The sequence below is a fragment of the Ruminococcus sp. OM06-36AC genome (assembly GCF_003438725.1).
GTDB classification, from domain to species: Bacteria; Bacillota; Clostridia; order Oscillospirales; family Ruminococcaceae; genus Ruminococcus_C; species Ruminococcus_C callidus.
Window position 1 is genome coordinate 429,902 of the sequence record NZ_QSTT01000001.1, and the last position, 24,775, is coordinate 454,676.

Here is a 24,775-nt window from a genome sequence, read left to right on the forward strand (position 1 = left end):
AATAGTTCCTTTCTAAAATGCCTGTAAGCCGAACTGATGCCGGAACTCGTCCATGCTTCCGGCGTAGACGTTCAGGTCAATGTGTGTCTGATAGCCGTCATAGCCCTCCAGTTCGCCGGAATCGGTATACTGCCAGAATGTCCAGTCGAAATAGGGCTTATAATAGTAGTTACTGATCCAGATCGGATAGTCCTCTGCAAACGATTTTACATATGCCCGATAGGTGTTGGGGGCGGCGTAGAGAATGGGCTTTACCCCGTAATGGGCTTCCAGCAGGTCCAGCATTTCCTGTAAGTTCTGCCTTGCGGTGCCGGTGTCCGGCATGCTGCCGCCCAGCGACTCGTACAATTCCACATCGATCACCGGCGGCAGGGTGTTTTCCGTCACCGGCACTGTGCGGATAAAGTTTTCCGCCTGCTCCTTTCCCGTGTTCTCAAACCGGAAAAAGTGATATGCTCCCACGTAGATCTTCGCCGCCTGTGCTGTCTGCCAGTTCTGTGCAAACTGGCTGTCGTTGTGGTCAACGCCCTCGGTCGCCTTGATAAAGCAGAAGTCCACGTCCTGCGATGCCAGCACGTCCCAGTCGATATTGCCCTGATAGTAGGACAGATCAACTCCACGCACCGGATAATCCTGTTTGCTGGGAACATCTGCCGCCTGCCTGCCGGTGCTGGTCAGATAGATGTGCAGCAGCCTTGTGCCGCCGATGCCGGCAAACACCAGCCCCGCCAGCAACAGCAAGGTCATGATCCAGCGAAAAATGTATTTTCCATAATGTCTTTTTTTCACGAAGCAATATCACCCATTACGATTCCCCGTCCGTCTGTGCAGAAGTACACTCTGCCGTAGACATTGCTGTCACCGGTGATGTACTTGGGGTTCAGGTTTCCGAACTTATGCTGCTCGTCGTTGATTCTGATCCAGCTTTTGCCCTTGTCCTCCGAGCGATAGATGCCGTAGCCGTTTTCGCCGTCATCGCCCTCGGCATAGATCACCGGATAGCTGTCTTCTTCTTTGCCCTTGCCGAAGCCGATGCTGTCCACGGTGGGCAGGGTCTTTACAGTCTGGAAGCTTTCGCCGCCGTCCTCCGTGTACATGATCATGGTGCTGCTGGAGATCCAGACGTTGCCCTCCTGCCCGAACACCGTCACCGGTTCAGCAGAATCTGCCACCATCTGTCCCGTGGATTCGAAAGTCACGCCGCCGTCCCTGGACACGTAGAACAGCCCGTCACAGGTGGCATAGAACACCTTCGGGTTCACCCGATCGGCGGCAATTTTGGCGTTAAAGCCCAGTCCTTCCACATAGTACCACGTCTTTCCGAGGTCAGTGGTCACATAGGGCTTTCCGGAAATGCTGTTGGGCACCCAGATCGTGGAGCTGCCGTCTGCGGACATTGCCACCTGTCCGCCGGTGGCGGGGTCGGGCTTGTGCTTTACGGTTTCCCATGTGGCACCGCCGTCCTGCGTGAAATTGATCGTGGTGGTCTTTTCCTCGCTGAGGTATACCGCCGTGTTGGGGTTCTGGAATGCCACATCTAAATCTGTGGGCTTGCCGTTTTTCATGAAGTGGGCATCATCGGGGCACTGTGTCACGTCCTTGTGGGCAAAGCCGGTCAGATCTCCCATAATGGAATACAGCTGGGGCGAATCGTCCTTGCTGGGCGGTGCCAGCATCTTGAACACTGCCGTTTCTTCCAGCCCGTAGGCATCAAAGGCAATGGTCACCGGCTCTGTGCCGATCTTCGTCATGTTCTGGGTGGAATAGATCGTTGCACCGGTACCGTACATCACTTCGTCAGAATTGAACGGGTTGATGTTGACATCTGCCACCCACCAGCCGGTTTTCGCCTGATTTTCACCTCTGCCCCAGTCCAGCCATTCCGCCTGTGCGGTGTCCATCTGGTAGTGGTTTTCCTTGGTGTTCAGGTTGAACAGTCCGCTCCAGCTGTCGCCGCCGTCGGTGGTATAGTACAGATTGTCGCCGTTGTCCGACCACCAGCCCAGCGTGGAAACCACCACCGTATCCGGATTCCGGACATCTACGGAAATGCCGCCGAAGCCGCCCTGTCTGCCGTCGTTCAGATCAGGTGTAATATCCGTGAAGCTGTCCGACTGGGTATCGTACACATAGACTGCCCCAGCCGTGGGGGACAGATTCGGACCGCAATTGTCAGAGTACGCCAGATACAGCTTTCCGCTGTTGGAGAATGCAGCATGCAGCGGGTACATGCCTGCCGCATTGGCAGCCAGTGCCGTCCAGCTGTCGCCGCCGTCTGTGCTTTTATAAATGCAGGTGCCGTCTGTCATTGCCACGCCGACGTACATGTCGCCGGAAGTCGGATCAAAAGTCACCCACAGAATGCCGATACTGTTGCTCTCCTGTTTATAGTCGCCCTTTTCCGGAAAAGAGGTGACCTCTTCCCAGTTCTTGCCGTAGTCGGTGGTTTTCCACAGACCGCTGTCACGGCTGCCGAACCAGACTTCCTTGTTGTTATTGGGGTTGACGCACATGCGTTCGCCGCAGCCCCGTCCGGACTGGTTGCCGCCGCAGCTGAACGGAGCATCAAAGCGTGTCCACGTTTCGCCGTAATCGTCCGAGGCAAACAGTGCCGCATCATCGCTCATATACGTGCCGCCGGCAAAATAAACGCGGTTCGGCTCCACCGGATCTGTCGCCATACTCTCGATCCCGATATAGCCCCATTCGTCCGCCCCCAGAAAGTCCGTCAGCGGTTCCCAGGCAGTGTCCTTTTTCCGGCGGTACAGTCCGCCGATGTCTGTGCGGGCATAGACCAGCCCTTCTTCCTTGGGGTTATACTCCATGCCGGTGACATATCCGCCGCCGCCAATGGCAACATTGCTCCATGTGTAGTCTGCCTTGGCAGTTTTGGAGCCGTCCGCGGCACAGCCGGTGCCGATGCCGCAGAGGATAACTCCGCTCAGCAAAACGGCTGTGAACCGTCCTTGTTTGTTCATGTATGTGTCCTCCGTATTCCGTGCAGGGGATACTGCAAAAATTTCCTACTTCTTATGATACCCGAAAACGGCAGATTAGTCAATAGGACGAGGAAAATTTTCACGCAAATCCATTTTCATGATAGCCTCCCCTGAAAGGGGTGACTCCCCACGGGGTGGGGAGATGCCCGCAGGGCAGAGGGGACCGCTCAGTACGAGGGGGACCGCCGTTAGGCGGTGGAGAGGTTTTTTCGTAAAATCTTTTCATGACGTTTTCGGCATAAGTGGAAACCCCTCAGTCAGTGCTACGCACTGCCAGCTCCCCTTTCAGGGGAGCCTTACTCGTCAAGCTTCATAATCTTGCACAATTTAAATCAACATATTTTTGAAAATTGATTTCATGGAAAATTTTCACGCAAATCCATTGTTGAAATTATCCCCGCAGTACCGGCAGCGGCGTTCCCTCGTGGCTGCCGATATGCTTTTCCAGCCACACCATGTGATACCACCGTCCGAATTTATAGCCGCACTGGTGGAATTCGCCCACCATGCGATACCCCAGTTTTTCATGGAAACAAATGCTGTCCCGTGTGAGGTAGGGGTCATTTTCCCCTATGGGACAGGCAACGCAGGCGTTCATGTTGAGGAAATGCCGCCGCTGTAATTCCTGTTCCAGTGCATCGTGGAGCAGTCTGCCAATACCCTGCCGCTTCCGGTGCTGTTCCACATAGATAGACGTTTCCACAGACCAGTCATAGGCAGCACGTTCGTGGAATTTTCCGGCGTAGGCGTACCCCACCGGCACGCCGTCCTGTTCTGCCACCAGATAGGGGTAGTTTTGCAGGGTGTCCGCAATGCGGCGGGTAAACTCCGCCTCTGTGGGAACATCGTACTCGAATGTAATGGCAGTTTGCTCCACATAAGGGGCATAAATGGCAAGCAGTGCCGGTGCATCTGTTGGCACTGCAGAACGGAGCTGAATCGACATGATCGTACCTCCTTGGTGATTCTCTGTCTAGGGTACACCTTTTTGAGGAAGTTGTCAAGACCTGCGGTGATTTTTCGTCCCACGAAAAAACAACCCCCGACGATTGGATTCCGCCGAGGGTTGTTTTCTATGGGATACGCAAGAATAAAGCCGTCAGGCGGGCTTTATGCGGTATTGCCTTAGTTCTTCATCTCAAAGTGTTCGCCCAGAATATCCTTGTTTGCGTCCAGAATGGGCTGAATGCACTCTGCCACGAATTCTTCGGTCTGCTGTTCGCTGCGGCCGGTGAAGTTTTCCGGCTTCAGGATCTTGTCCAGATCTTCCTTGGTGATCATGAATGCCGGATCTGCCAGCAGCATATCGCACAGGTCGTTGTCCAGACCTTCTTCCTTGACGTGCTTGCCGGCGATCATGGAATACTGACGAATCTTTTCGTGGAGTTCCTGACGGTTGCCGCCCTTTTCCACAGCGTCCATCATGATATTTTCGGTTGCCATGAACGGCAGTTCCCGCATGATCCGCTGACGGATCATCTTCGGATACACCACCAGACCGTCGGTAACATTCAGCATGATGTTCAGGATCGCATCGACTGCCAGAAATGCCTCCGGTACGGAAACACGCTTATTGGCAGAGTCGTCCAGTGTCCGCTCGAACCACTGGGTACCTGCGGTAAATGCCGGATTCAGGCTGTCGATCATCACGTAGCGAGCCAGAGAAGTGATACGCTCGCAACGCATGGGGTTCCGCTTGTATGCCATTGCAGAGGAACCGATCTGAGTCTTTTCGAAAGGTTCTTCCATTTCCTTGAAGCTCTGGAGCAGACGCATATCGTTGGAGAACTTGCTGCAGGACTGTGCAATGCCGCTAAGGGTTGCCAGAATCTGCGAGTCGATCTTTCTGGAATAAGTCTGACCGGAAACCGGAACAACGCCGTTGAAGCCCATTTCCTTGGCAATCTTGGCTTCCAGTTCCTTGACCTTATCGGTATCGCCCTTGAACAGTTCCATGAAAGAAGCCTGTGTACCGGTGGTACCCTTGGAGCCCAGCAGCTTCAGGTTTGCGATACGGTATTCCAGTTCATTGAAGTCCATGAGCAGTTCGTTCATCCACAGTGTAGCACGCTTGCCCACTGTAGTCAGCTGTGCCGGCTGGAGGTGGGTATATGCCAGAGCCGGCATGCCCTTATATTCCATGGCGAAGTGAGCGAGATTTGCCAGCACGTTGATCATCTTGCGGCGAACGATCTCCAGAGCATCACGCATCACGATAATGTCTGTATTATCGCCGACATAGCAGGAAGTTGCACCCAGATGAATGATGCCGGCAGCCTTGGGGCAGACCTGACCGTATGCATACACGTGGGACATGACATCGTGCCGGCGGCGTTTTTCTTCTGCTTCTGCCACGTCATAGTCAATGTTGTCGATATTGGCTTCCAGTTCGTCCACCTGCTCCTGTGTCACGGGCAGACCGAGTTCCATTTCTGCCCGAGCCAGAGCCACCCAAAGGCGACGCCATGTGGAGAACTTCTTGTCAGCGGAGAAAACGTGCTGCATTTCCTCACTGGCATAGCGGGTGCAGAACGGGCTTTCATAACTTGTGGTATTACGCATCTTTTTGTACCTCTTTCTTTTGGAATCCATTGACGGAATCTCTTCTGATTCTATTATAGCATATTTCGACAACCTTGGCAAGAGGGGCGGCGGGCGGCGAGTCGCCGCTGACCTTACGCCCCAATTTCAACTGTAAAAAGGGTAGTGTTACGGCGGGCGGCGAGTCGCCGCTGACCTCACGCCCCAATTTCAAGTGTGAAAAGGGTAGTGTTACGGCGGACAAGCCGCCTGTTCGCCCCGCCGGGGGATTTCTGTTGGCGAGAATCTATGGTGATAGTTTCTTGTATAATCTTCGGGTGATACTTGAATCTTGCAGTACAGGTGGAATGCGAACTCTTTTCTTTTTTTGCTTCTTTTTTTCTTTTCAGCAAAGAAAAAAAGAAGCGTAACTCCTTGTGAAATCGGTTGTACATGAAAGATGATAAACAAATAAACTTGCAAACGCCGTATGAAATAAAGTCACCCACCTACACCAAAAAAAACTTGAATATCAACATTACCGATACAGGCAAGGGCAACACTCGGCGTTGGCAAGCCCCAGGCGGACAGCGAGGTACGAGCGAATTCCGCCGGACGGTTTCGGTGTGGCTGCCCTAGAAAATTGCTGCCCTCAGGCAAGTCCGCGGGGCGATGTGGGCATCGCTCCCTACTTTTTCTTTTTTGTCTACCGGATTCCTTAATAGGAAATACGGTGCAACTTGCCCTTGACAAAAACAAACCCGCCCCGACAGAAGTACCTGTCGGGGCGGGTTTTGCGGCATCAGAACAATTTCACCTGTTCCGTTACAGCCGGTTTACTTTTTCTTACGCTTGCAGCCTGCCACGATTGCCGCTGCCAGTGCAATGCCTGCCGGAATGATGACTACCGGCAACGCTTCGCCTGTCTTTGGCGTGGAGGAGATTTTTGTGTTGCTTCTGCTGCTGGAAGAAGACGAACCGGAACTGCTTCTGATCACCGTGGTCGTCTGGCTTCCGCCAGCTGCTGTTGTTGTGCCGGAGCCGCCACTGCCTGCGGTCGTACCGGTGCCGCTTTCTCCAGTCACGGTCGTGGTTTCCGTAGAAGCCGTGGTCGTGGTGGAAACGGACGGGGTATGCTCGCCGTTGCCGGCGGTGGTATTCTTCGCAGTAGTTGTGGTTGCTTCCGTAGTCGTTGTGGTTTCTTCGGTAGTTTCCGTTGTGGTGGTTTCAGTACCAACGTACTCATCGATCATCACAATGGCTCTGCCGTCCGGATTTGCCGTTACCACAGCATTTTCCACGCTCCAGCTGCCGTCTTCATTCAGGCTGACGCCAACAAACAGTACCAGTGTACCGTCTTCGTTCAGCTGGAAGTAGATCGGTTCTGCAACGAGGTAATCTGCCGGAGCCAGTGTTTCGGTCAGGCAGTACGGTGTGTTCGGCTGGATTCCGGCAAAGACATGCGATACGCCTTCTTCGGATACCCACTGATCGATCACATTGCCGCTCTGATCGGTAATGTTCAGAGATGCTCCGCCGATCTCATTGCCGCCCACGTCACACTTGCGGATCACATAGCCGTCCGGCTGTTCGGTGGTGGTGACAATTGTAGTTGTCGTTTCCTCCGTTGTCGTGGTGGCTTCTGTGGTAGTTTCAACAGTGGTTTCTTCTGTCGTGGTAGTCGTTGCTTCGATGGTTGTCGTAGCTGTTGTTGTGACAGTTGTTTCTGCGGTAGTCACTGTGCTTGCCGCAGTAGTGCTGGTTTCGGTCACCGTTTCCGCAGTCGTTCCTGCGGCAGTTGTGGTGGTCGATGCTGCACTGGTTTCCGTAGAAGCACTTGCTGTTGTAACAGTGGTTTTGGCGGTTGTGGTATCTGTGGTAGTTCCGTTGGTAGAAGTAGTAGTCGGACCTGCACTGGTTTCTGTGGTGCTTCCACTGGTTGCCAGTGTGGTGTCTGTTGTCACTTCGGTGGTGGTTTCGCTGGTAGAAGTGGTAGTCGGGCCTGCACTGGTTTCCGTGGTGCTTCCGCTGGTTGCCAGTGTGGTAACTGTTGTCACTTCGGTGGTGGTTTCACTGGTAGAAGTGGTAGTCGGGCCTGCACTGGTTTCCGTGGTGTTTCCGCTGGTTGCCAGTGTGGTGCCTGTTGTCACTTCGGTAGTGGTTTCGCTGGTAGAAGTGGTAGTCGGGCCTGCACTGGTTTCCGTAGTGTTTCCACTGGTTGCCAGTGTGGTGTCTGTTGTCACTTCGGTAGTGGTTTCGCTGGTAGAAGTGGTAGTCGGGCCTGCACTGGTTTCCGTAGTGTTTCCGCTGGTTGCCAGTGTGGTGTCTGTTGTCACTTCGGTGGTGGTTCCACTGGTTTTCGATGTAGTTGCTACAGTTGAAACTGTGGTAACTGTACCAGTTCCCGTAGTGGTTTCTGTGTCAGATGTTGTGCTGCTTTCGCTGGTTGAAGTAGTTGTTGTGGTTGTTGTCGTTGTAGTCGTTTCCGAAGTCGATGTTGTAGTAATCGCAGGCTGTTCCGCATCGCAGACCAGAATCTGTCCTGCGGTCTTGTCATAGTAGTAATAGCCCTTGGTCGCCTTGTCATTCAGACTGTTCTCGGCACTGGTGTCTGTGACAACACCGTTTTCCACAGTAAAGGTCATTGTCGATTCGATTACCGTGTAGGTTTTTTTGGTTTCTGCGTCTGTAAAGGCATCGCCGGTTTCTTTCAGTGTGTATTTGCCGTCCGGCAGCTTGCTCAAAATAGCATCTGTCTTGCCGGAAGTCCATGTAATAGACTTTGCATCTCTGCTGTCCACATGAATATTTGCTGTCACACCGTCCAGCGTTGCTCCGCTTTCGTCCGGATTTGTCAGGGTCAGGGTCAACGTTGCTCCGGTGACTTCCTGCTTTCCGGTGATGTCCTTCTTGGCAATGGTGAGCTTGGAAACCTCGTCCCGAATGGTCGTGGTTCCGGTCACCTTGCCGTCTGTTCCAATGGTGAAGGTTTCTTCTGCGGTGTACAGCTGATAGCCGTCCGGTGCATTGGTTTCCTTCAGCTGATAGCTGCCTGCCGGCAATCCGGTGATGATCGTTGCATCTTCTCCGGAAACAAACTGAATGGTCTTGCCGTCTGCACTGATGCTGTAATCTGTTCCCTTGACCAGTACTGTCTTGTTCCCGTTCTTATCGGTTCTGGACAGTTCCAGTTTCGTGGTATCCAGCACGTTTTCTGCGGTGATCTCCAGTGTTGCACCAGCTACTTCCGCACCGCTTGCTGCGTCCTGCTTGCTGATCGGTACGACGTTGACAGCTTCCGCATCGCAGACCAGAATTTCTTCCTTGGTCTTATCGTAGTAATAATAGCCCTCGGTCGCCTTGTCATTCAGGTTGTCTGCGTCACCGGTGGTGCTTGTGACAACACCGTTTTCCACAGTAAAGGTCATTGTTGATTTGATTACCGTGTAGGTCTTTCCGGTTTCTGTGTCTGTAAAGGCATCGCCGCTTTCTCCCAGAGTATAGGTGCCGTCCGGCAGCTTGCTCAAAATAGCATCTGTCTTGCCGGAAGTCCATGTAATGGAATCTGCGGTTCTGCTGTCCACACGGATATTTGCTGTCACACTGTCCAGCGTTGCTCCGCTTTTGTCCGGATTTGTCAGGGTCAGGGTCAGCTTTGCTCCGGTGACTTCCTGCTTTCCGGTGATGTCCTTCTTGGCAATGGTAAGCTTGGAAGTGTCATCTTCCATTACGATCTTGTTGTCGTCCTTGGTCAGTCCGTTTACCGTTCCGACCTTGCCGTCAGCTCCGACCTCGAAGTTCATCGCCTCAGTCTTTTTGGTGAAGCCGTCCGGTGCGGTGGTTTCTTCCAGCGTGTACACGCCTGCCGGCAGATTTGCCAGTGTCACACCGCCCTTGGCTTTGTCCGAAGTCCATGTAATGGTGTTGCCGCTGGTTTCGATTCCAGCAGTGCTGCCGTCGCTGTAGGAGCCCTTGACTTTGCTCAGGTCTGTTCCTGCCGGTGCAGTCAGTTTCAGTACGGCTCCGGTGAGTTCTTCTCCGCCGCCGACTGCCTGCTTGCTGATCGTCACGCTGGGCTTCTGACCGTCCTTCATGGTAATGTCATTGCCGGAAACGTCATATTCTGTGGTTCCCGTTGCATCAACTACACCGTTTTTAATGGTAAAGGTGAAGTCTGTGCTTACCTTGTTGTAGCCGTCCGGTGCAACTACCTCCGTCATGGTGTAGGTGCCGTCCGGCAGACCGATGATGTTGGTCTTGTTTTCGCCGTCAGAAATAAAGGTGATAGTATTAGATGTCTGTGTGTATTTGCTGTAATCAGCGTTGTCCTCCAGAGAGTCTGCCTTTGTCAGCAAAGTTTCCCCACGCTTGACCTCCAGCACATCTGCATTCAGACTGCCGTTTGTCCGAGTGATCTTGATGGTTGCACCTGCCAGTTCCTTAGAATTTGCAATATCCTGCTTGTCAACGCTGACTTGTGCACGGTTGATAACCGTTACACCGGTGCTTCCCAACTCAGCATATGCCATCGATTCTGCATTTTCTGTGACAATATAGCCGTCATCGCCGATTTCAAATGCAACTTCTACCGGCACATAGTTATTCTGTGCAGCTTCTGTCAGTTTGTACTTTCCGGCTGTCAGATTAGTAAATATTTTTGCTGTACCATCGGTTGTCCAGCTTTCCTCATTACCATCCGGCTTTTTCAAAGTCAGCTTATAGCCGGTCATTGCCTTACCGTCTACATCTGTTTTTGCAAAGGACAATTCCACTTGTGTGGTATTGGCATCGGTAATGACCTTTTCGCCCGGAATACCCGGCAGCAGGTCTACCCGACTGCTGTTGCCGGAGTAGGTAGCGAGGAATGTCTTGCCGCCTACTGAGATCGTGCTCTCGTTTTCTACGCGGTTGCCGTCTGCGTCCAGCTCAAAGACGTAATAGATCTTGCTGCTGTCCAGTCCGTCAAAGGTAACAGACTTTTTGCCCTTGTCGCCGGCAGCAATGGTAATTGGCTCTACCTTTGCCGTGCCTGTAGCATCCTTTACCGGCTCATAACTGCCGTCTGCGTTCAGCGTAAACAGTCCTACCTTAATTGCATGGTCAACTGCCGGTTTGCCGTCCTCGGTAGCGATCTTCGTTACCTTGATCTGAGCCGGATTCTTGGTGGTGTTTGTGATAATGGTGTTTGCCTGCGGTGCGTCCTTGGTCAGGGTAAGTGCCGCAACCTGATTGTGGTCATCGCAGCAGTCATAAGAAACGTAGAATGTCGTATTTGTTTTCGTAGTGGAATCCTTGGGATCGAGAACAACAGGCATCTGGAAAGAAGCACCGTTTTCGACACGCTTGTCACCGTTCATTTCAAAAATGTAGTACGGAGTATCTGCTTTCAAATCGTACCGTTTGTTCTGTTCATTCAGTTCAGTACTGAATTTCACCTCAGAACCTGCAATAACTTCCTGAGTATCACCTACCTGAGTATAGGTGTCACCGTTCTTGGTGAACAATCCCACGGAGAATACAGGTGTGCTCTTGACATCATCTGCGATCAGCACCTTGCTGACGGTGATGCTGTATTGGGGTTGTTCAAAGTTAGTGATTGTAGTAGTACCGCCTGCCTGTACTGCCGACCGTATTACCGGTAAGAAAGAGTAGCGGATACCACTATCCGCAGTGTAAGTACCAGAATCTCCTGTATAAGTCGGAACGCCGTTGGCATTGGTTTCCAGCACGTAGAAATCCACGCCCTTGGGCACATCTTTAAATGTCACGTCCTGCGAGCCTGCCTCGGTAAAGGTCAGGGACTGCACCGGTGCTTCCTCATAGCGAACATAATCGCCTGCCGCATTCTGGGTGAACAGGGCAAAATAGAAGGTGTCGCCGGTGACATCTCCACCTTCCATGCCTGCCAGGGTTTTGGTCAGTGTGATCTCACCTGTATTTTTGGTATTGGTCACGTCGACCGTCTGGTTCGTTGTGTCATCAGTGGAGATCTTATTGCCGGTATATGCCGGTGTGTAGTTGCGAATCTGATTGCCCTTGGCATCTGTTTCCAGCAGGTAAACGTTGTTGGCGTTGTTGGTCTGCTGCTTGATCGAGGACAGGTCTACGTCCTTCATGGTGACAGAAGCCGCGGTCCGTCCTGCCGGAATGGTGGCGGAAATCACATCGCTCAACCGTGTGGTGTAATTTTCATCGGTAAACAGTGCAAAGTAGAACGTTGCGTCCTTGGTTTCTGCTTCTGTCAAGGTCTTGTTGACCGTCACATCAACGGTGGTGTCCGGTGTCTGTACCCAGACGCCGACCTTTGCCGGCTCTGCTACCATGACAGTATCGCCCAGAATGTCAGGATTCTGATAGGAATACGCAAAGCTGTTCCATGCGATGTTTTCCTCGCCGGTCTTTGCCACATAGCTGGGAACGGTTGCCTTTACGGTAACAACGACTTCCTCGCCAACCTTGACGGTCGTATCCTGCAGCTGGATCCGGAAGTCTACGGTATCGTCAGACTTGATGTTTGTCCAGTTCATGACATCGTTCTGCCCCAGCCAGTCCTTGGAGTACTCATTCAGGACAGAGGTCTTGTCGGTGGAATAGCTACGTGCTGTTTTATCAATTACATCTGTTCCGCCTACCATAACAGAATCAATGCTCTTGAGTTTCACGCCGAATGCGGAGAAACGCTCATAGCCGGAAACCAGACCCAAGTCACCCACATAGGGCAGACGGTCAATAATGGTCATGTTTTCCAGAGCTACCGGCGAGTTGTTCTTGATGTGGAGTTCATAGGTCACATCTTCGCCCTGCATGCCCTGCACATAGTTATGGGTAGGCTCACGGCTGTAACCGGTATCGGTAGCCGGATCCGTATGGGGTGTGCCGGTGTGATTCTGATTGGTGTAGGTAATGGTCTTCCACGATTCGGTGGTCAGACCAACGATATTGTAGTTTGCATAGCTCCAGATCTGGTTGTCGCGCTTTTCGCCGGCAACCGTATCTTCTGCGGTAAACGGCTGGTCAATGGTGGCGTAACCGGTGTTGGTGATAACGCCTTCGCTTTCCTGTCCGTCCTTGACAGTGGTGGCGAACTGGAAGACGATGCACTTGTTCTTTGCCAGTTTCGCTGCCAGTTTGTCTACAGAGATAATCAGTTTCGAGCCGTCGATCTTATAGGCGGTATCTGGAACTTTCGTGCCGCCTTCCAGCAGACCAGTTTTGTCGTTTACTTGAAATGTAGAACTGCCGTCGCCGTTATGCGTCAGATCCAGCACCTGATAGGTCATCTGCAAACCGGTTTCGTTGCTGAACTGGTAGGTTGCCGGCAGATTGTCGGTCAGTGTCACGCCGTCCAGTTTCAGGTCTGCCACATCGGTGGAATCGCCTCTGCCGTTGTACAGGACAGTCTGCCAGATCAGGGTATCACCGGCGGTGATGTAGCCGTTTCCTACCGGCTGTACAGCAGTGTCATCATAGGTCTGTCCTGCAAAGGAAGCTACTGCCAGCTTGGCGAAGCCGGGGGCGGGAGTGGTTTTGGTGAAGCTGATGTCCACCTTGCTATTGGGCAAAATCACACGGTCGCTGCCGTCATCTCTGCCCTCCACCACTGTCACCTTGGAAAGAGTGTTGGTCAGTGTGACTTTTTTCGCTGTGCTGTTTGCCAGTTCCTGTGCCTTGTCGGCGGTCAGTTTGGCTTGGTAAGTCAACTTTACGCCACTGCCCCACTGATTTGCAAATTTTTCTGTGGAAACAAATGTAAAGGTCAGCGTCTGTCCAACTTGAGTTGCCTGAATGCCACTCAAAGCTGTATCATTTGCAGTTACACTATCTGGCACATATTCCATGCCGTCCGGCAGCGTATCTTCTACAACGATCGTTTTCCCAGCATAGTCATTATTTGAACCAGAAAGTGCCAAGCTGTAACTAAATTTTTTCTGCTCCAGATTTGCCGCTTTCATATCAACGATATTGGTCGTTTTGTCCGCACTATTTGTCAGTGACTTTTTCGCCTCAAAAACAGTATTGCTTACTGGATTCAAAATCATGTCATGTGCATACCAAGTTACAGTTTTGTTTCCGTGTTCGTTTACAGTCAGACCGCCTACTGCGGTATAGTTATAGACACCTCTCTGTGTTCCGAACTTTGTTTCAAATGCACTTAATGTCTGCATCAATGCACTATTATTCAGATCATAAATACCACCAAACCCCTGAATTCCATTTTTTTCATGATTGTAGTCATTATTATTAGTGACATCGTTTGCAAGTACCACGTATTCCACTGTCACTGATTCGCCAGCCGCCAGCTTGATTCCCATAATATTAAAGGTTTCAGCCGCATAGCCTCCATGAGATCTATTATCTTGCTCTACAGTAACAGTCTGAATTCTGGAGTCAGACGCATTGCCGTTAATTGCAACGACTTTCAGAACATCAGAAGCTTCCCACTTCAACGTTGTACCATAATCATATAAGTACAGGTTTTCCATGGTCGTGGTTCCCTTGTTGGTAAAAGTCGCCTGATATGTTAGCTTATCACCATTTACAATTTCTGTTGTATCATCTGCTTGTATACCATTTACTGCAATGATTTTCTTTTGCAAGCTATATTTGCTTAAATCTTCACCGCCGTAAATAGTATGCGTCGCAGTACCCTTTACTTCCGCACCTTCATATACTTTTGCGGTATTTGTCAGTGCTGCGGCTGTTGCAGAATCTTCCACATTTGCATATACTGTCAAAGTAATTGACTTCCCTTTTGGAACAGTAATCGTTCCGCCGGCAGTCAATGTTTTTGTATCAACGGAAGTAATATTTTCTGTGGTGTCGTCTGATAAGGTCAAAATGCCATATGCACCACTATTTTCACGGAATGTCATGCCGTCCGGCAAGATGTCCTCTATTTTCACATTTTCAGCATCTGCTTCACCATTATTCGTTACTGTAATTGTGTAAACAACATCTTTTGCCGTGCCAAATGTGTAATTGCCGACATCTGCCGTCTTCGTAATCCCCAGCTGTGCTTTCGGTGTATCCGGTGTAAACTTCACTTCGTTGGAAAACTTGCCGTTTACCGTTGCTATGTTGGAAATTTCTCCGTTCACGCTGCTTTTGATTGTACCAGTCACCGTGATCTGTACTGTCTTTCCTGCCGGAACTGGAATTGTGTTTGGGAATACAGTTACTGTTTTTCCGTCTACGGTGTAAGTCGTATTTTCCAGATGCTGGAACAAGCTTGCATCAGAAACGGTAACATTGTCCGCGTCCTTTGCACCGGAGTTGGTAACAGAAATGGTATAGGTCGCAGTCTGTCCGGCAATGCCGGGGTAGTACTTCTGTCCCAGATTCTTACCATTATAAGTTACATAACCGCTTTTTACCGGCGTTTCGATCACTGCCTTGTCTTCCTTGACAGAGATCGTTGCCTTGGCTGTATTGTTACCGTCGGTCACTTCGTTGGTCAGGTTTGCAGTCTGGTCTTTGGAAACCTTGCAGACCACCTTTGCTGTCACCGTTGCACCGGCAGCGACATTCTGGAATGTCACGCTGTTTCCGGAAACAGTACCGTCTGCGGCTGTGATGCTCTCCAGTGTCATGCCGTCCGGAACGTTATCTGTCAGTGTAATATCCCCGGCAGCATCACCGGTATTCGAAGCGGAGATCTCAAATTCTACAGTATCCCCGTTCACGTAATATGCTTTTCCATTTTGTACAGTTTTTCCAATACTGAACTTCGGCCCCTGCGGAGCAGAAACTTTCAGTTCCACGCTGTTTCCGCCGATGGGAGAATAACTGGTATTGTCACCGTAGGGCTTGCCGGAAACAGTCAGGCTGTTGGTGACCTTGCCGTCCGCGGTGCCGTTCATCTTCACGATGCTGCTGTTCAGAGGCAGTGCCACGTTCAGCTTGACTGCGGACATTTCTGCATTGGTGTTCTTGCTGTCCACGGTGAAGCTGATCTTGGCAGTGCTGCCGCTGACATCTACGCTCAGGTTGCCGGCGGTGTAGCCTGCTGCCGCAACGGCAGACTTGACGACGTTTTCCACCGCGGTCTGTGCACCACCGATAAAGGTCATTTCCGACAGTGAAATGGTGTCCTCGAATTTCAGGGACTGCACCCATTCCACGCCGTTTTTCTTGGAGGCGTTGTTCGCCGAAGCACTCAGGGTATAATTTACCGTGGTGCCGGCAGCCAGCTGTGCTGCTGTCAGGGCGTTTCTGTCCTCCGACTTGGACGCACTCCACTGCCGTTCTGCCTTGGCAGTAATTGTACTGCTGGCATTCTTGCCTGTGCTGTCCTGTACGATCTTTACAGTCGAGGGCGTTCCGCCCGGGGTCTTGCCGTTTTGGAACTTCGCCTGCAGCCGGACCTGTTTGGTCTGACCGTTGTCAATATCAAAGGCGATATACCGGCTGCCGTCGCTGTTGACATGCAGGGTATAGCCGTTATAAACTGCCCCGTCCTTAAAGCCGTTGCCGGCGAAGTTCGGCAGCAGCAGATTCTTGTCGGTGATCTCGATCCGATAAGAATCCATCTCTCCTTCATTGACGTTGTTTCCGGAGATCGTCGACATCAGATAGAACACATCTCCCGTATTCACTTCATCAATCGGATTATACTTGCTGTCCCGAAATTCGACACTGGCGTTTGTCAGTACCAGCGGTCCGCCGGATCGTCCGTTATTGTCTGCCGATACCGGAAACAGCATCGACGGCAGGCAGGTCACGATCATCAGGACTGCCAGCAAGACACTGATGACTCTTGTACGCAGGTGTCTTGTCTTTTCTGTCTGCATAAAAAAACTCCTCTCATTGCGGGAACGCTGCACGCAGTCTGTTTTGCATTCTTTCGTGCAAACTTTATGCGGCGTTTCCTCAGATTTTTTGCACGGGAAAACTGGTTCCCTGTACAGATTTGCACCGTGGCAGCAACATCGACAAAAACGATATACATACCACATTTTTTACAGCAATTTCCACTAACTCCGCTGCTTTTTAACTGTTCAATTGTTTCCACAATCAAAAGAACATTTTGGCATAAATCACGGAAATTGCTCTGATACAACTTTATTATACTGATTATCTGTGAAGTTTTATATCACTTTTTATGTAACGTTTGAAAAGTCAGGGGAAGAATCAGGAAGTCTGTTCAAACTGCTTTCTGATTCTCCAAATTTTGCAGCGGCATCTCCGGCGAATGGCTGTCCGAATTTACCCGCGTGCAACTTCTTTCAATCACATATGACGAATCACGCCATTGTTTTTTCAAATATTTCGTGAAAAAAGCTATTGCAACCTTGCCCAAAATCCGGTATAATAAATAGTAGGGGATGTTCCAGAGGAAACGGAACAGTCCGCAGTATGGCAAATCGAAGCCAGCACTAATAAATGGCACGCCTATGCCAAATGCATTGAGGAGGATATTATGGTAGCAAAAACAACAGAAAATCCCCAGAGAGAAGAATTAAAACAAAAATTCGTAGACCGACTTCAGCTGGAGTGCAGCGTTTCTCCGGACGAAGCTTCTGACAAGCAGATCTATCAGGTGCTGTCTGCCCTGATGGTCGAAAAGCTGAAGCACAAGCGGCAGCATTTTATCAATAAAACCAATTCCGTCGGCGGAAAGAACGTTTACTATCTGTCCATGGAATTCCTGATGGGTCGTTCCCTGAAGACCACCCTGTACAATCTGGAACTGGCAGATGATGTCCGTGCGATCCTGCAGGATTATCACATCAACCTGGACAGCATTTTCGAGTGCGAACCGGACGCTGGTCTGGGCAACGGCGGTCTGGGTCGTCTGGCTGCATGCTATCTGGACGCAATGGCAACACAGGAAATCCCTGCAACCGGTCACTCGATCTGCTATGAGTACGGTATCTTCAAGCAGATTCTGGAAGACGGCTGGCAGACCGAAGAACCGGACAACTGGCTGCCAGGCGGCAGCGTATGGCTGGACCCGAAGCCGGACGAAGCCATTGAAGTCCACTTCGAGGGCAATGTACAGGAATACTGGCAGGATTCCTATCACTATATTTCCCATGTCAACTACAACACCGTTATCGCGATCCCGTATGACATGTACGTTTCCGGTTACGGCAGTGCCGGCGTTTCTACCCTGCGTCTGTGGAAGGCACAGGCACCCAGCTTTGACATGAAGGAATTCAACGAGGGCAACTATGAACAGGCTCTGTCCCGCAACTCCATGGCGAATGCGATCTCCAAGGTACTGTACCCTAACGACAACCATCTGGAGGGCAAGTCCCTGCGTCTGCGTCAGCAGTACTTCCTGTGTGCCGCAGCTATCGGCGACATCGTCAACCACCACATGAACGTATACGGCACACTGGAAAACCTGCATGAAAAGGTAGCGATCCACATCAACGACACACACCCGACACTGGCAATTCCGGAACTGATGCGTGTGCTGCTGGACGACTGCGGCTATACATGGGATCGTGCATGGCACATCGTCACCAACACCTTTGCCTACACCAACCACACCGTTATGGCAGAGGCTCTGGAAAAGTGGGACGTGAATCTGGTCAAGCAGATCGTGCCGCGTATCTTCCAGATCATCGTGGAGATCAACAACCGCTACTGTGCTGGTCTGATGGAACGCAACGGCGGCGACAGTGCAAAGACCACCCGCATGTCTATCATCAAGGACAACCAGATCCACATGGCTACCCTGTGCGTCATGGCTTCTCACAGTGTCAACGGCGTTTCCAAGCTGCACTCGGAGATCATCAAGGACAGCGTATTCCACGAAGAATATCTGGATACGCCGAACAAGTTCAAGAATGTCACCAACGGTATCGCATACCGGAGATGGCTGTATCAGTCCAATCCGGGTCTGACCCAGCTGCTGCGTGACAAGATCGGCGACGGCTTCCTGAAAGACGGCAGCGAGCTGAAAAAGCTGGACGTTTTCGCAGACGACAAGGCCGTTCTGGAACAGCTGCGGAAGATCAAGAAGGAAAACAAGCAGCGTTTCGCCAAGTATGTCAAGAAAAAGAGTGGTCTGGTTCTGGACACCGACAGCATTTTCGATGCTCAGGTAAAGCGTCTGCACGAATACAAGCGGCAGCACCTGAATGCTCTGCACATTCTGGCACAGTACAACGCCCTGCTGGAAAATCCGGATATGGACTTTACTCCCAAGACCTACATCTTCGCCGCAAAGGCTGCTCCGGGCTACTATCTGGCAAAGCAGATCATTAAGATGATCTGGGCTCTGTCCGAGGAGATCCGCAAGAACCCCCGCATTTCCGACAAGCTGTCTGTATACTTCCTCGAAAACTACTGTGTTACCATGTCTGAACTGCTGATGCCGGCCTGCGACATCTCCGAGCAGATCTCTCTGGCAGGCACAGAGGCTTCCGGTACCGGCAACATGAAGCTGATGCTGAACGGTGCCATTACACTGGGTACACTGGACGGTGCAAACATCGAAATCGGCGATGCAGTTGGTCCGGAAAATATCCTCATCTTCGGCATGAAGACCGAGGAAGTCAACACCCTCAAGGCCCGCGGCTATCGTCCGGAGGACTATTACAACAACAATCCGGTCATCAAGAGCTGTATCGACCGCATGTATGCCGGCATCAACGGCTGCAAGTTCACTGAAGTGGCAGACTCTCTGCGGACACTGGATCCGTACATGGTTCTGGCAGACTTCGACAGCTATTGTCAGGTACAGGAACACAGTTCCAAGCTGTACACCGACAAGGACACATGGACCAAGATGTCCCTGCACAACATTGCCAACGCAGGCATCTTCTCCGCAGACCGTGCTGTAAACGAGTACGCAAAGGATATTTGGAATATCTGAGGACTGGGGAATCTCTCCCGGAACTGATATAATCTGACGAAAACGGAGCAGCACAAACCCTGCTCCGTTTTCTTGAATGAACGAATTGTGCGGTATTGCCTACAATTTGCATATTCTCACTTCACAAAGAAAGGAGCATCTCTGTATGCGTTATTTTTACAACAGCTGGGATTCGGCGTATAAGTCGCACTTCGGTGCCATTGCCAGAAACCAGAGCTGTCAGTTCACCATTCGCCTGCCGGAAGAAACGCCGCTGGACTTTTCTCCGGTGCTGGTGGTTTTCCGCACCGGCTTCAAGGAACGTTTTCTGCCGATGAACGTGAAAGAACACGAAAACGGCTATGTCACATACACCACAGATCTCATTCCCAAGTACTCCGGCGTACACTACTACTATTTCTCCTACACCTCCAACGGTGTGCGGCACTATATCAAGCGGGGCGATGCCTGCCACGGCACACTGGATCAGGGAGAAATGTTCCAGCTGACAGTCTACAGCGAGGACTATCAGACACCCCAGTTCCTCAAGGGCGGCGTGATGTATCAGATCTTCCCCGACCGCTTTTGCAGCAGCGGCAAGATGCATGACAATGTGCCCTCTGACCGCGTGATGCGGGAATGGGGAGAACTCCCCTACTACAAGCCCGACCAGAACGGACACGTCTGGAACAACGACTACTTCGGCGGCGATCTGGACGGTATCCGCAGCAAGCTGGACTATCTGAAAGATCTGGGCGTGACCTGCATCTATCTGAACCCGATCTTCGAATCCCACGAGAACCACCGCTACAACACCGCCAATTACCGGAAGGTAGACCCGCTGCTGGGCACCAACGAGGACTTTCGGGAACTGTGTAAGGCTGCCAAAACCCGCGGCATTTCGGTAATTCTGGACGGCGTATTCTCCCACACCGGTGCAGACAGCATCTATTTCAACAAGTTCGGCCGCTATCCCACCCCCGGTGCGTATCAGTCCGAAAAGAGCCCCTATTACTCCTGGTATCACTTCTGGGGCAACAAGGAATATGAGTCGTGGTGGGGCATTGACACCCTCCCCAACGTGGACGAGAACAACCCCAGCTATACCAAGTACATCTGCGGCGATGACGGCGTACTGGACTACTGGCTCAGTCTGGGGGCTGCCGGATACCGTCTGGATGTTGCCGACGAACTGCCGGACGAATTTCTGGACAACCTGCGTGCCTGCGTCAAGAAGTTTGACGAGGAAAAGATCGTCATCGGCGAGGTCTGGGAAGACGCTTCCAACAAGGAGGCGTATGGTGTCAAGCGGCGGTATCTGCTGGGCGACCAGCTGGACAGCGTGATGAACTACCCGTTCCGCGAGGCAATTATTGCTTACATGAAGGGCGAAGCTGCCACCACATTCCGCGACCGCATCATGGGCATTCTGGAGAACTATCCCAAGTGCACTGTCGATGTGCTGATGAACTTCGTTTCCACCCACGACATCGAACGGGCGATCAACCGGTTCGGCGGGCAGCCCTGCGACGACAAGAGCAAGGACTGGATGGCATCGAATGAACTGTCGCCGGAGGAATACGAACGCGGCAAGACGCTCCTGAAAGGGGCTATGGTATTGCAGTTCTTCCTCCCCGGTGTACCCAGCATCTACTACGGCGACGAAGCCGGCTTGCAGGGCTGGAAGGATCCGTTCAACCGCCGCTGCTATCCGTGGGGACAGGAGGACACCGAGCTCATTGACTACACCCGCCAGCTGGCAAAGATCCGGCGGGAACACCCTGCATTTGCAGAGGGTGCTATGGAATTTCTGGTGCTGGAGGACAATGTTGTGGGATTTGCCCGCTATATTCCGGAAAATGGCTCCAGTGCTGTGATCCTGCTGAACCGCAGCGGGGATACCACAATGGTTTCGCTCCGCGACAAGGCATTCGGCCGCTATGCATTCAGCACGGTCATCAGCGGCATCTGCGACGGTGATGCCGTGATCCTGCCGAAGAACAGCTATGCCGTGATCAGTGCCGTCCGCACCAATGTGCCGAATGCACGATAACAAACACAGTGTTTCCCTAGACAATCACCGCTAGACAATCACCGCGAGGGCAGCCGAAAGGCTGCCTTTTGCTTTTATCTTTTCACACGCTCTGATTCGACAAATTTTCTATAGTTTGATTTGAAAATTGATTGTTTAGCAATGCAAAACTTTTCTTTTTTCGAAAATGGTGAAAAAGGCTTTACAAGTGCCCGAAAATGTGATATACTAATGAAGTCGCCAATCGAGGTGTGGCTCAGTTTGGTAGAGCACTACGTTCGGGACGTAGGGGCCGCAAGTTCGAATCTTGTCACCTCGACCAATTGCAGAAGGCTGAATTACGAAAAAGCTCGTAATTCAGCTTTTTTTCGTTACCTGGGGTGTTTTGCGAAAAACAGATTTTTTCCCAAAATGGCAAGTAAATACGGGCAAATGGCAAGTAAAATGGCAAGTGGGAAACGGGCAGTTTGTGCCAGTTGTTGGAATTTTTGGAGTTGCCTAGCGTTGTCCAATAAAGAAAGAAGGCAAATGGATTTGAACAAAAATATGAAAAGCATACAGCCTATAGACCCCGTCATTACACTTCCAGCCTATCCGAATCAAAGGCAATACCGTGCAAAGTCACCAGACGCTCTTTGTGCGGTATTGCCTTAAAATAAAATAGGCAAAGGATTTGTCACTGCCAAACGCAGCAAGTCCTTTGCTTTTTATTATTTCCGTTCCGACCGCCTGTGATTTCTGTACTCCTTAGGCGTCATTCCATAGAGTGCCTTAAATTTGCGGCAAAAATATCCCACATTTTCAAAGCCTGCTGTCTGAGCTATAACGGAAACGCTGTTTTCAGTTTCCGTAAGAAACTTGGCAGCACGCTTCAAACGATATTCCAGAGCATAATTAATGGGCGATGTATGCAGATAGCTTTTAAAAATATTCAGCACACTGCTTTTGCTTATAGAAACAGATCTTGCAATGTCTTCCAAGGTTATCCGACGATAATAGTTTTTGTGGATATGCTGCATCATTATCTGCAGCTGTGCTTGTGCCTGTGCGGAGGTTTTGTTTATGTTTTGAGTGTCGTTCCAACTTATGCTTTCGTAAATCTGCCCCCATAGCTTCATAATAAGTTCGGTTGTTTTCAGTTCGGATATGCTTTTCGATTCCTGTATGGCAAACACATTTCGTATTGTATCAAGCATCTCACATTGCTTTTCATCTGTCGGCGATATTATCAGGCATTCAACCGAGGACATAAGCACAGGCTTTATATATTTGCGGTATATCAAACTGTTTTCTGCGGCTATCAGAAGCGGAGAAAAGACCATATTGGGAATAATTGTACTTTTGCTGCTCTCAAACCGATGTATCACCTGTGTGTTGATGAAAATTGCTTCCCCTGTGTTAAGCACATATCTGCTGCTGCCCACAAAAAAATCTGCCGTCCCATTTTCTACAAGCACAAACTCAACCTCGGGGTGCCAGTGCCAGTCAATACAGTGCAGGTCAAAGAGCCATATATCCTCATAATAATATCGAAAGGGATATTCCTCACTGCCGTGACTTATGGTTTCACGAAGAGTTTCATCAGTGATGATCTTTGCGTAGCCGTCGTTTAGGTTTTTCAAATTTATCCTCCATTTTTGCGATATAGTGTAATAAAAATGCGATATTGTACATTGAAATATGCCGTTTGTTATGATATGATACAATTATATCAAAAAGCGAAAGGAACGTCAAGATGAATTACAGAAAAACTCTTATTGCCTGTTATCTTGGATTTATTACACAAGCTATTACAGCAAATTTTGCACCGCTGCTATTTCTCACATTCCACAATGTTTACAATATCCCTCTCGGAAAAATTGCGCTCATATCATCCGTTTTCTTTATCACCCAGCTTATTGTGGATATTCTCTGTGCAAAGTTTGCGGACAGAATAGGCTACCGCAGATGCGTTGTGGGTTCTCAGCTGTTTTCGGCAGCAGGACTTCTGGGACTTGCGTTTCTTCCTCAGATAATGCCCGACCCGTTTATGGGAATAATCATCAGCACAATTGTATATGCGGTGGGCAGCGGTCTTACGGAGGTGCTTGTCAGCCCTATCGTTGAATCCTGTCCCTTTGAGCATAAAGAGGCGGCAATGAGTTTGCTCCACTCCTTTTACTGTTGGGGCTCGGTAGGAGTTATCCTGCTTTCCACAGTATTTTTCTCGGTGTTCGGTATAGGCAATTGGAAATGGCTTGCTTGTATCTGGGCAATAATTCCGCTGTATAATATGTTTAATTTCATCACCTGTCCCATTGAACACCCTGCCGAGGACGGGCAAGGTATGAGTATCGGAAATCTTTTAAAAACCCCCGTGTTCATTATTTCCATACTGCTGATGATATGTGCGGGAGCGTCGGAGCTTTCAATGGCACAGTGGGCATCTGCATTTGCGGAATCTGCTTTGGATCTTTCAAAGGCTATGGGAGATATTGCCGGGCCTTGCCTGTTTGCGGTGACTATGGGAATAAGTCGCTCACTGTATGGAAAATACGGCGACAGGCTTGACCTAATAAAATTTATGATAGGCTCAGGCATGCTTTGCCTGATATGCTATCTTGTTGCTTCCCTGTCGGATATTCCCATGCTTGGGCTTGCAGGCTGTATAATATGCGGCTTTTCCGTTGGAATTATGTGGCCTGGAACCATAAGCATCTGTTCGGGGAAAATGCCCTCAGGCGGCACAGCAATGTTTGCCCTTCTTGCCATGGCAGGCGACCTTGGCGGTGCAATAGGTCCGGGTATCGTAGGAAACATTTCACAAAGTGCAGGAGATGATATTCGCAAGGGCGTGCTTGCAGGCTGTATTTTTCCACTTGTGCTTGTTATTCTGACTTTTGTGATTTCCAAAAATGTCAATAAAAACAGGCAGGAATGAAAGAGTATGACTATAAGGCAATACCGTACAAAGAGCGTCTGACGACTTTGTGCGGTATGTGCTTGCAAAGTCCCGTCACATTTCACAAAAATGCTCGTGAATACAGCAAGTATTCACGAGCATTTTTGTTTCATATGACGAAAAATTTGACAACGCATCTGTCGCACAATCTTTGTGCGGTATCGCCTTATATAACTATAGAAGAGGATTTTGAAGGAAGTATAGATTGACAGAAAGGTTATTTATGAAAAGCAAAAGAAAAATACAATTTCTTATGCCAATATTCTGTATAACCCTCTTGCTTATCATCTATTGTTTTGTGAATAGTTTGATAAGGAAAAGAGAATTTCAGCATATGCCAGAAATATATGAGATACCAGATACTTCACAAGTATTTACGCAAAACAATGTCACAACAGTTCGGATAAATTATATCATAAAAAATGTAACCGCCAACCAGACCCAAACGTTGATTCGGCACTAAAAAAGCGATAAAA

9 protein-coding genes and 1 tRNA gene are annotated in these 24,775 nt (G+C 50.4%); 4 read left to right on the plus strand and 6 right to left on the minus strand.

Annotated features, from left to right (window positions below):
• Positions 1 to 12: 12 nt before the first annotated feature.
• From DXB92_RS01895 to DXB92_RS01915, 5 genes are all read right to left on the minus strand, one after another.
• Complete coding sequence (locus tag DXB92_RS01895) at positions 13 to 789, minus strand: GH25 family lysozyme (protein ID WP_117732073.1); 777 nt, start codon at positions 787 to 789, stop codon at positions 13 to 15.
• A complete protein-coding gene (locus tag DXB92_RS01900) occupies positions 786 to 2,978 on the minus strand; it encodes a cellulose-binding protein (protein WP_117732075.1) in 2,193 nt (730 codons plus the stop codon). Before DXB92_RS01900 ends, DXB92_RS01895 begins: the two co-directional genes overlap by 4 nt.
• Before the next feature lie 412 nt (positions 2,979 to 3,390).
• Complete coding sequence (locus DXB92_RS01905) at positions 3,391 to 3,945, minus strand: GNAT family N-acetyltransferase (protein WP_117732077.1); 555 nt, start codon at positions 3,943 to 3,945, stop codon at positions 3,391 to 3,393.
• Between the two features lie 179 nt (positions 3,946 to 4,124).
• Positions 4,125 to 5,561 (minus strand): adenylosuccinate lyase, encoded by a 1,437-nt coding sequence (gene purB, locus DXB92_RS01910; RefSeq protein ID WP_021681786.1) that lies wholly within the window; start codon positions 5,559 to 5,561, stop codon positions 4,125 to 4,127.
• A 794-nt stretch (positions 5,562 to 6,355) separates the two neighbouring features.
• The gene (locus tag DXB92_RS01915; protein WP_181976854.1) at positions 6,356 to 16,309 is read right to left on the minus strand and encodes a SpaA isopeptide-forming pilin-related protein; all 9,954 of its coding nucleotides are present in this window, start codon (positions 16,307 to 16,309) and stop codon (positions 6,356 to 6,358) included.
• Between the two features lie 629 nt (positions 16,310 to 16,938).
• On the opposite strand from DXB92_RS01915, the gene DXB92_RS01920 reads away from it, so the two are divergent.
• From DXB92_RS01920 to DXB92_RS01930, 3 genes are all read left to right on the plus strand, one after another.
• Positions 16,939 to 19,347 (plus strand): glycogen/starch/alpha-glucan phosphorylase, encoded by a 2,409-nt coding sequence (locus tag DXB92_RS01920; protein WP_117732081.1) that lies wholly within the window; start codon positions 16,939 to 16,941, stop codon positions 19,345 to 19,347.
• 145 nt (positions 19,348 to 19,492) lie between these two features.
• The gene (locus tag DXB92_RS01925) at positions 19,493 to 21,379 is read left to right on the plus strand and encodes a glycoside hydrolase family 13 protein (protein ID WP_117732083.1); all 1,887 of its coding nucleotides are present in this window, start codon (positions 19,493 to 19,495) and stop codon (positions 21,377 to 21,379) included.
• Between the two features lie 224 nt (positions 21,380 to 21,603).
• Positions 21,604 to 21,680 (plus strand) — tRNA-Pro (locus tag DXB92_RS01930).
• Positions 21,681 to 22,068: 388 nt separating this feature from the next.
• Here DXB92_RS01930 and DXB92_RS01940 read toward each other — a convergent pair.
• Positions 22,069 to 22,980 carry an AraC family transcriptional regulator gene (locus tag DXB92_RS01940; RefSeq protein ID WP_117732087.1) on the minus strand — a complete coding sequence of 304 codons (912 nt, stop codon included), beginning with the start codon at positions 22,978 to 22,980 and terminating at the stop codon, positions 22,069 to 22,071.
• 113 nt (positions 22,981 to 23,093) lie between these two features.
• On the opposite strand from DXB92_RS01940, the gene DXB92_RS01945 reads away from it, so the two are divergent.
• Positions 23,094 to 24,278, plus strand: coding sequence for an MFS transporter (locus tag DXB92_RS01945; RefSeq protein WP_021683159.1), 1,185 nt, complete (start codon positions 23,094 to 23,096; stop codon positions 24,276 to 24,278).
• Positions 24,279 to 24,775: the final 497 nt, after the last annotated feature.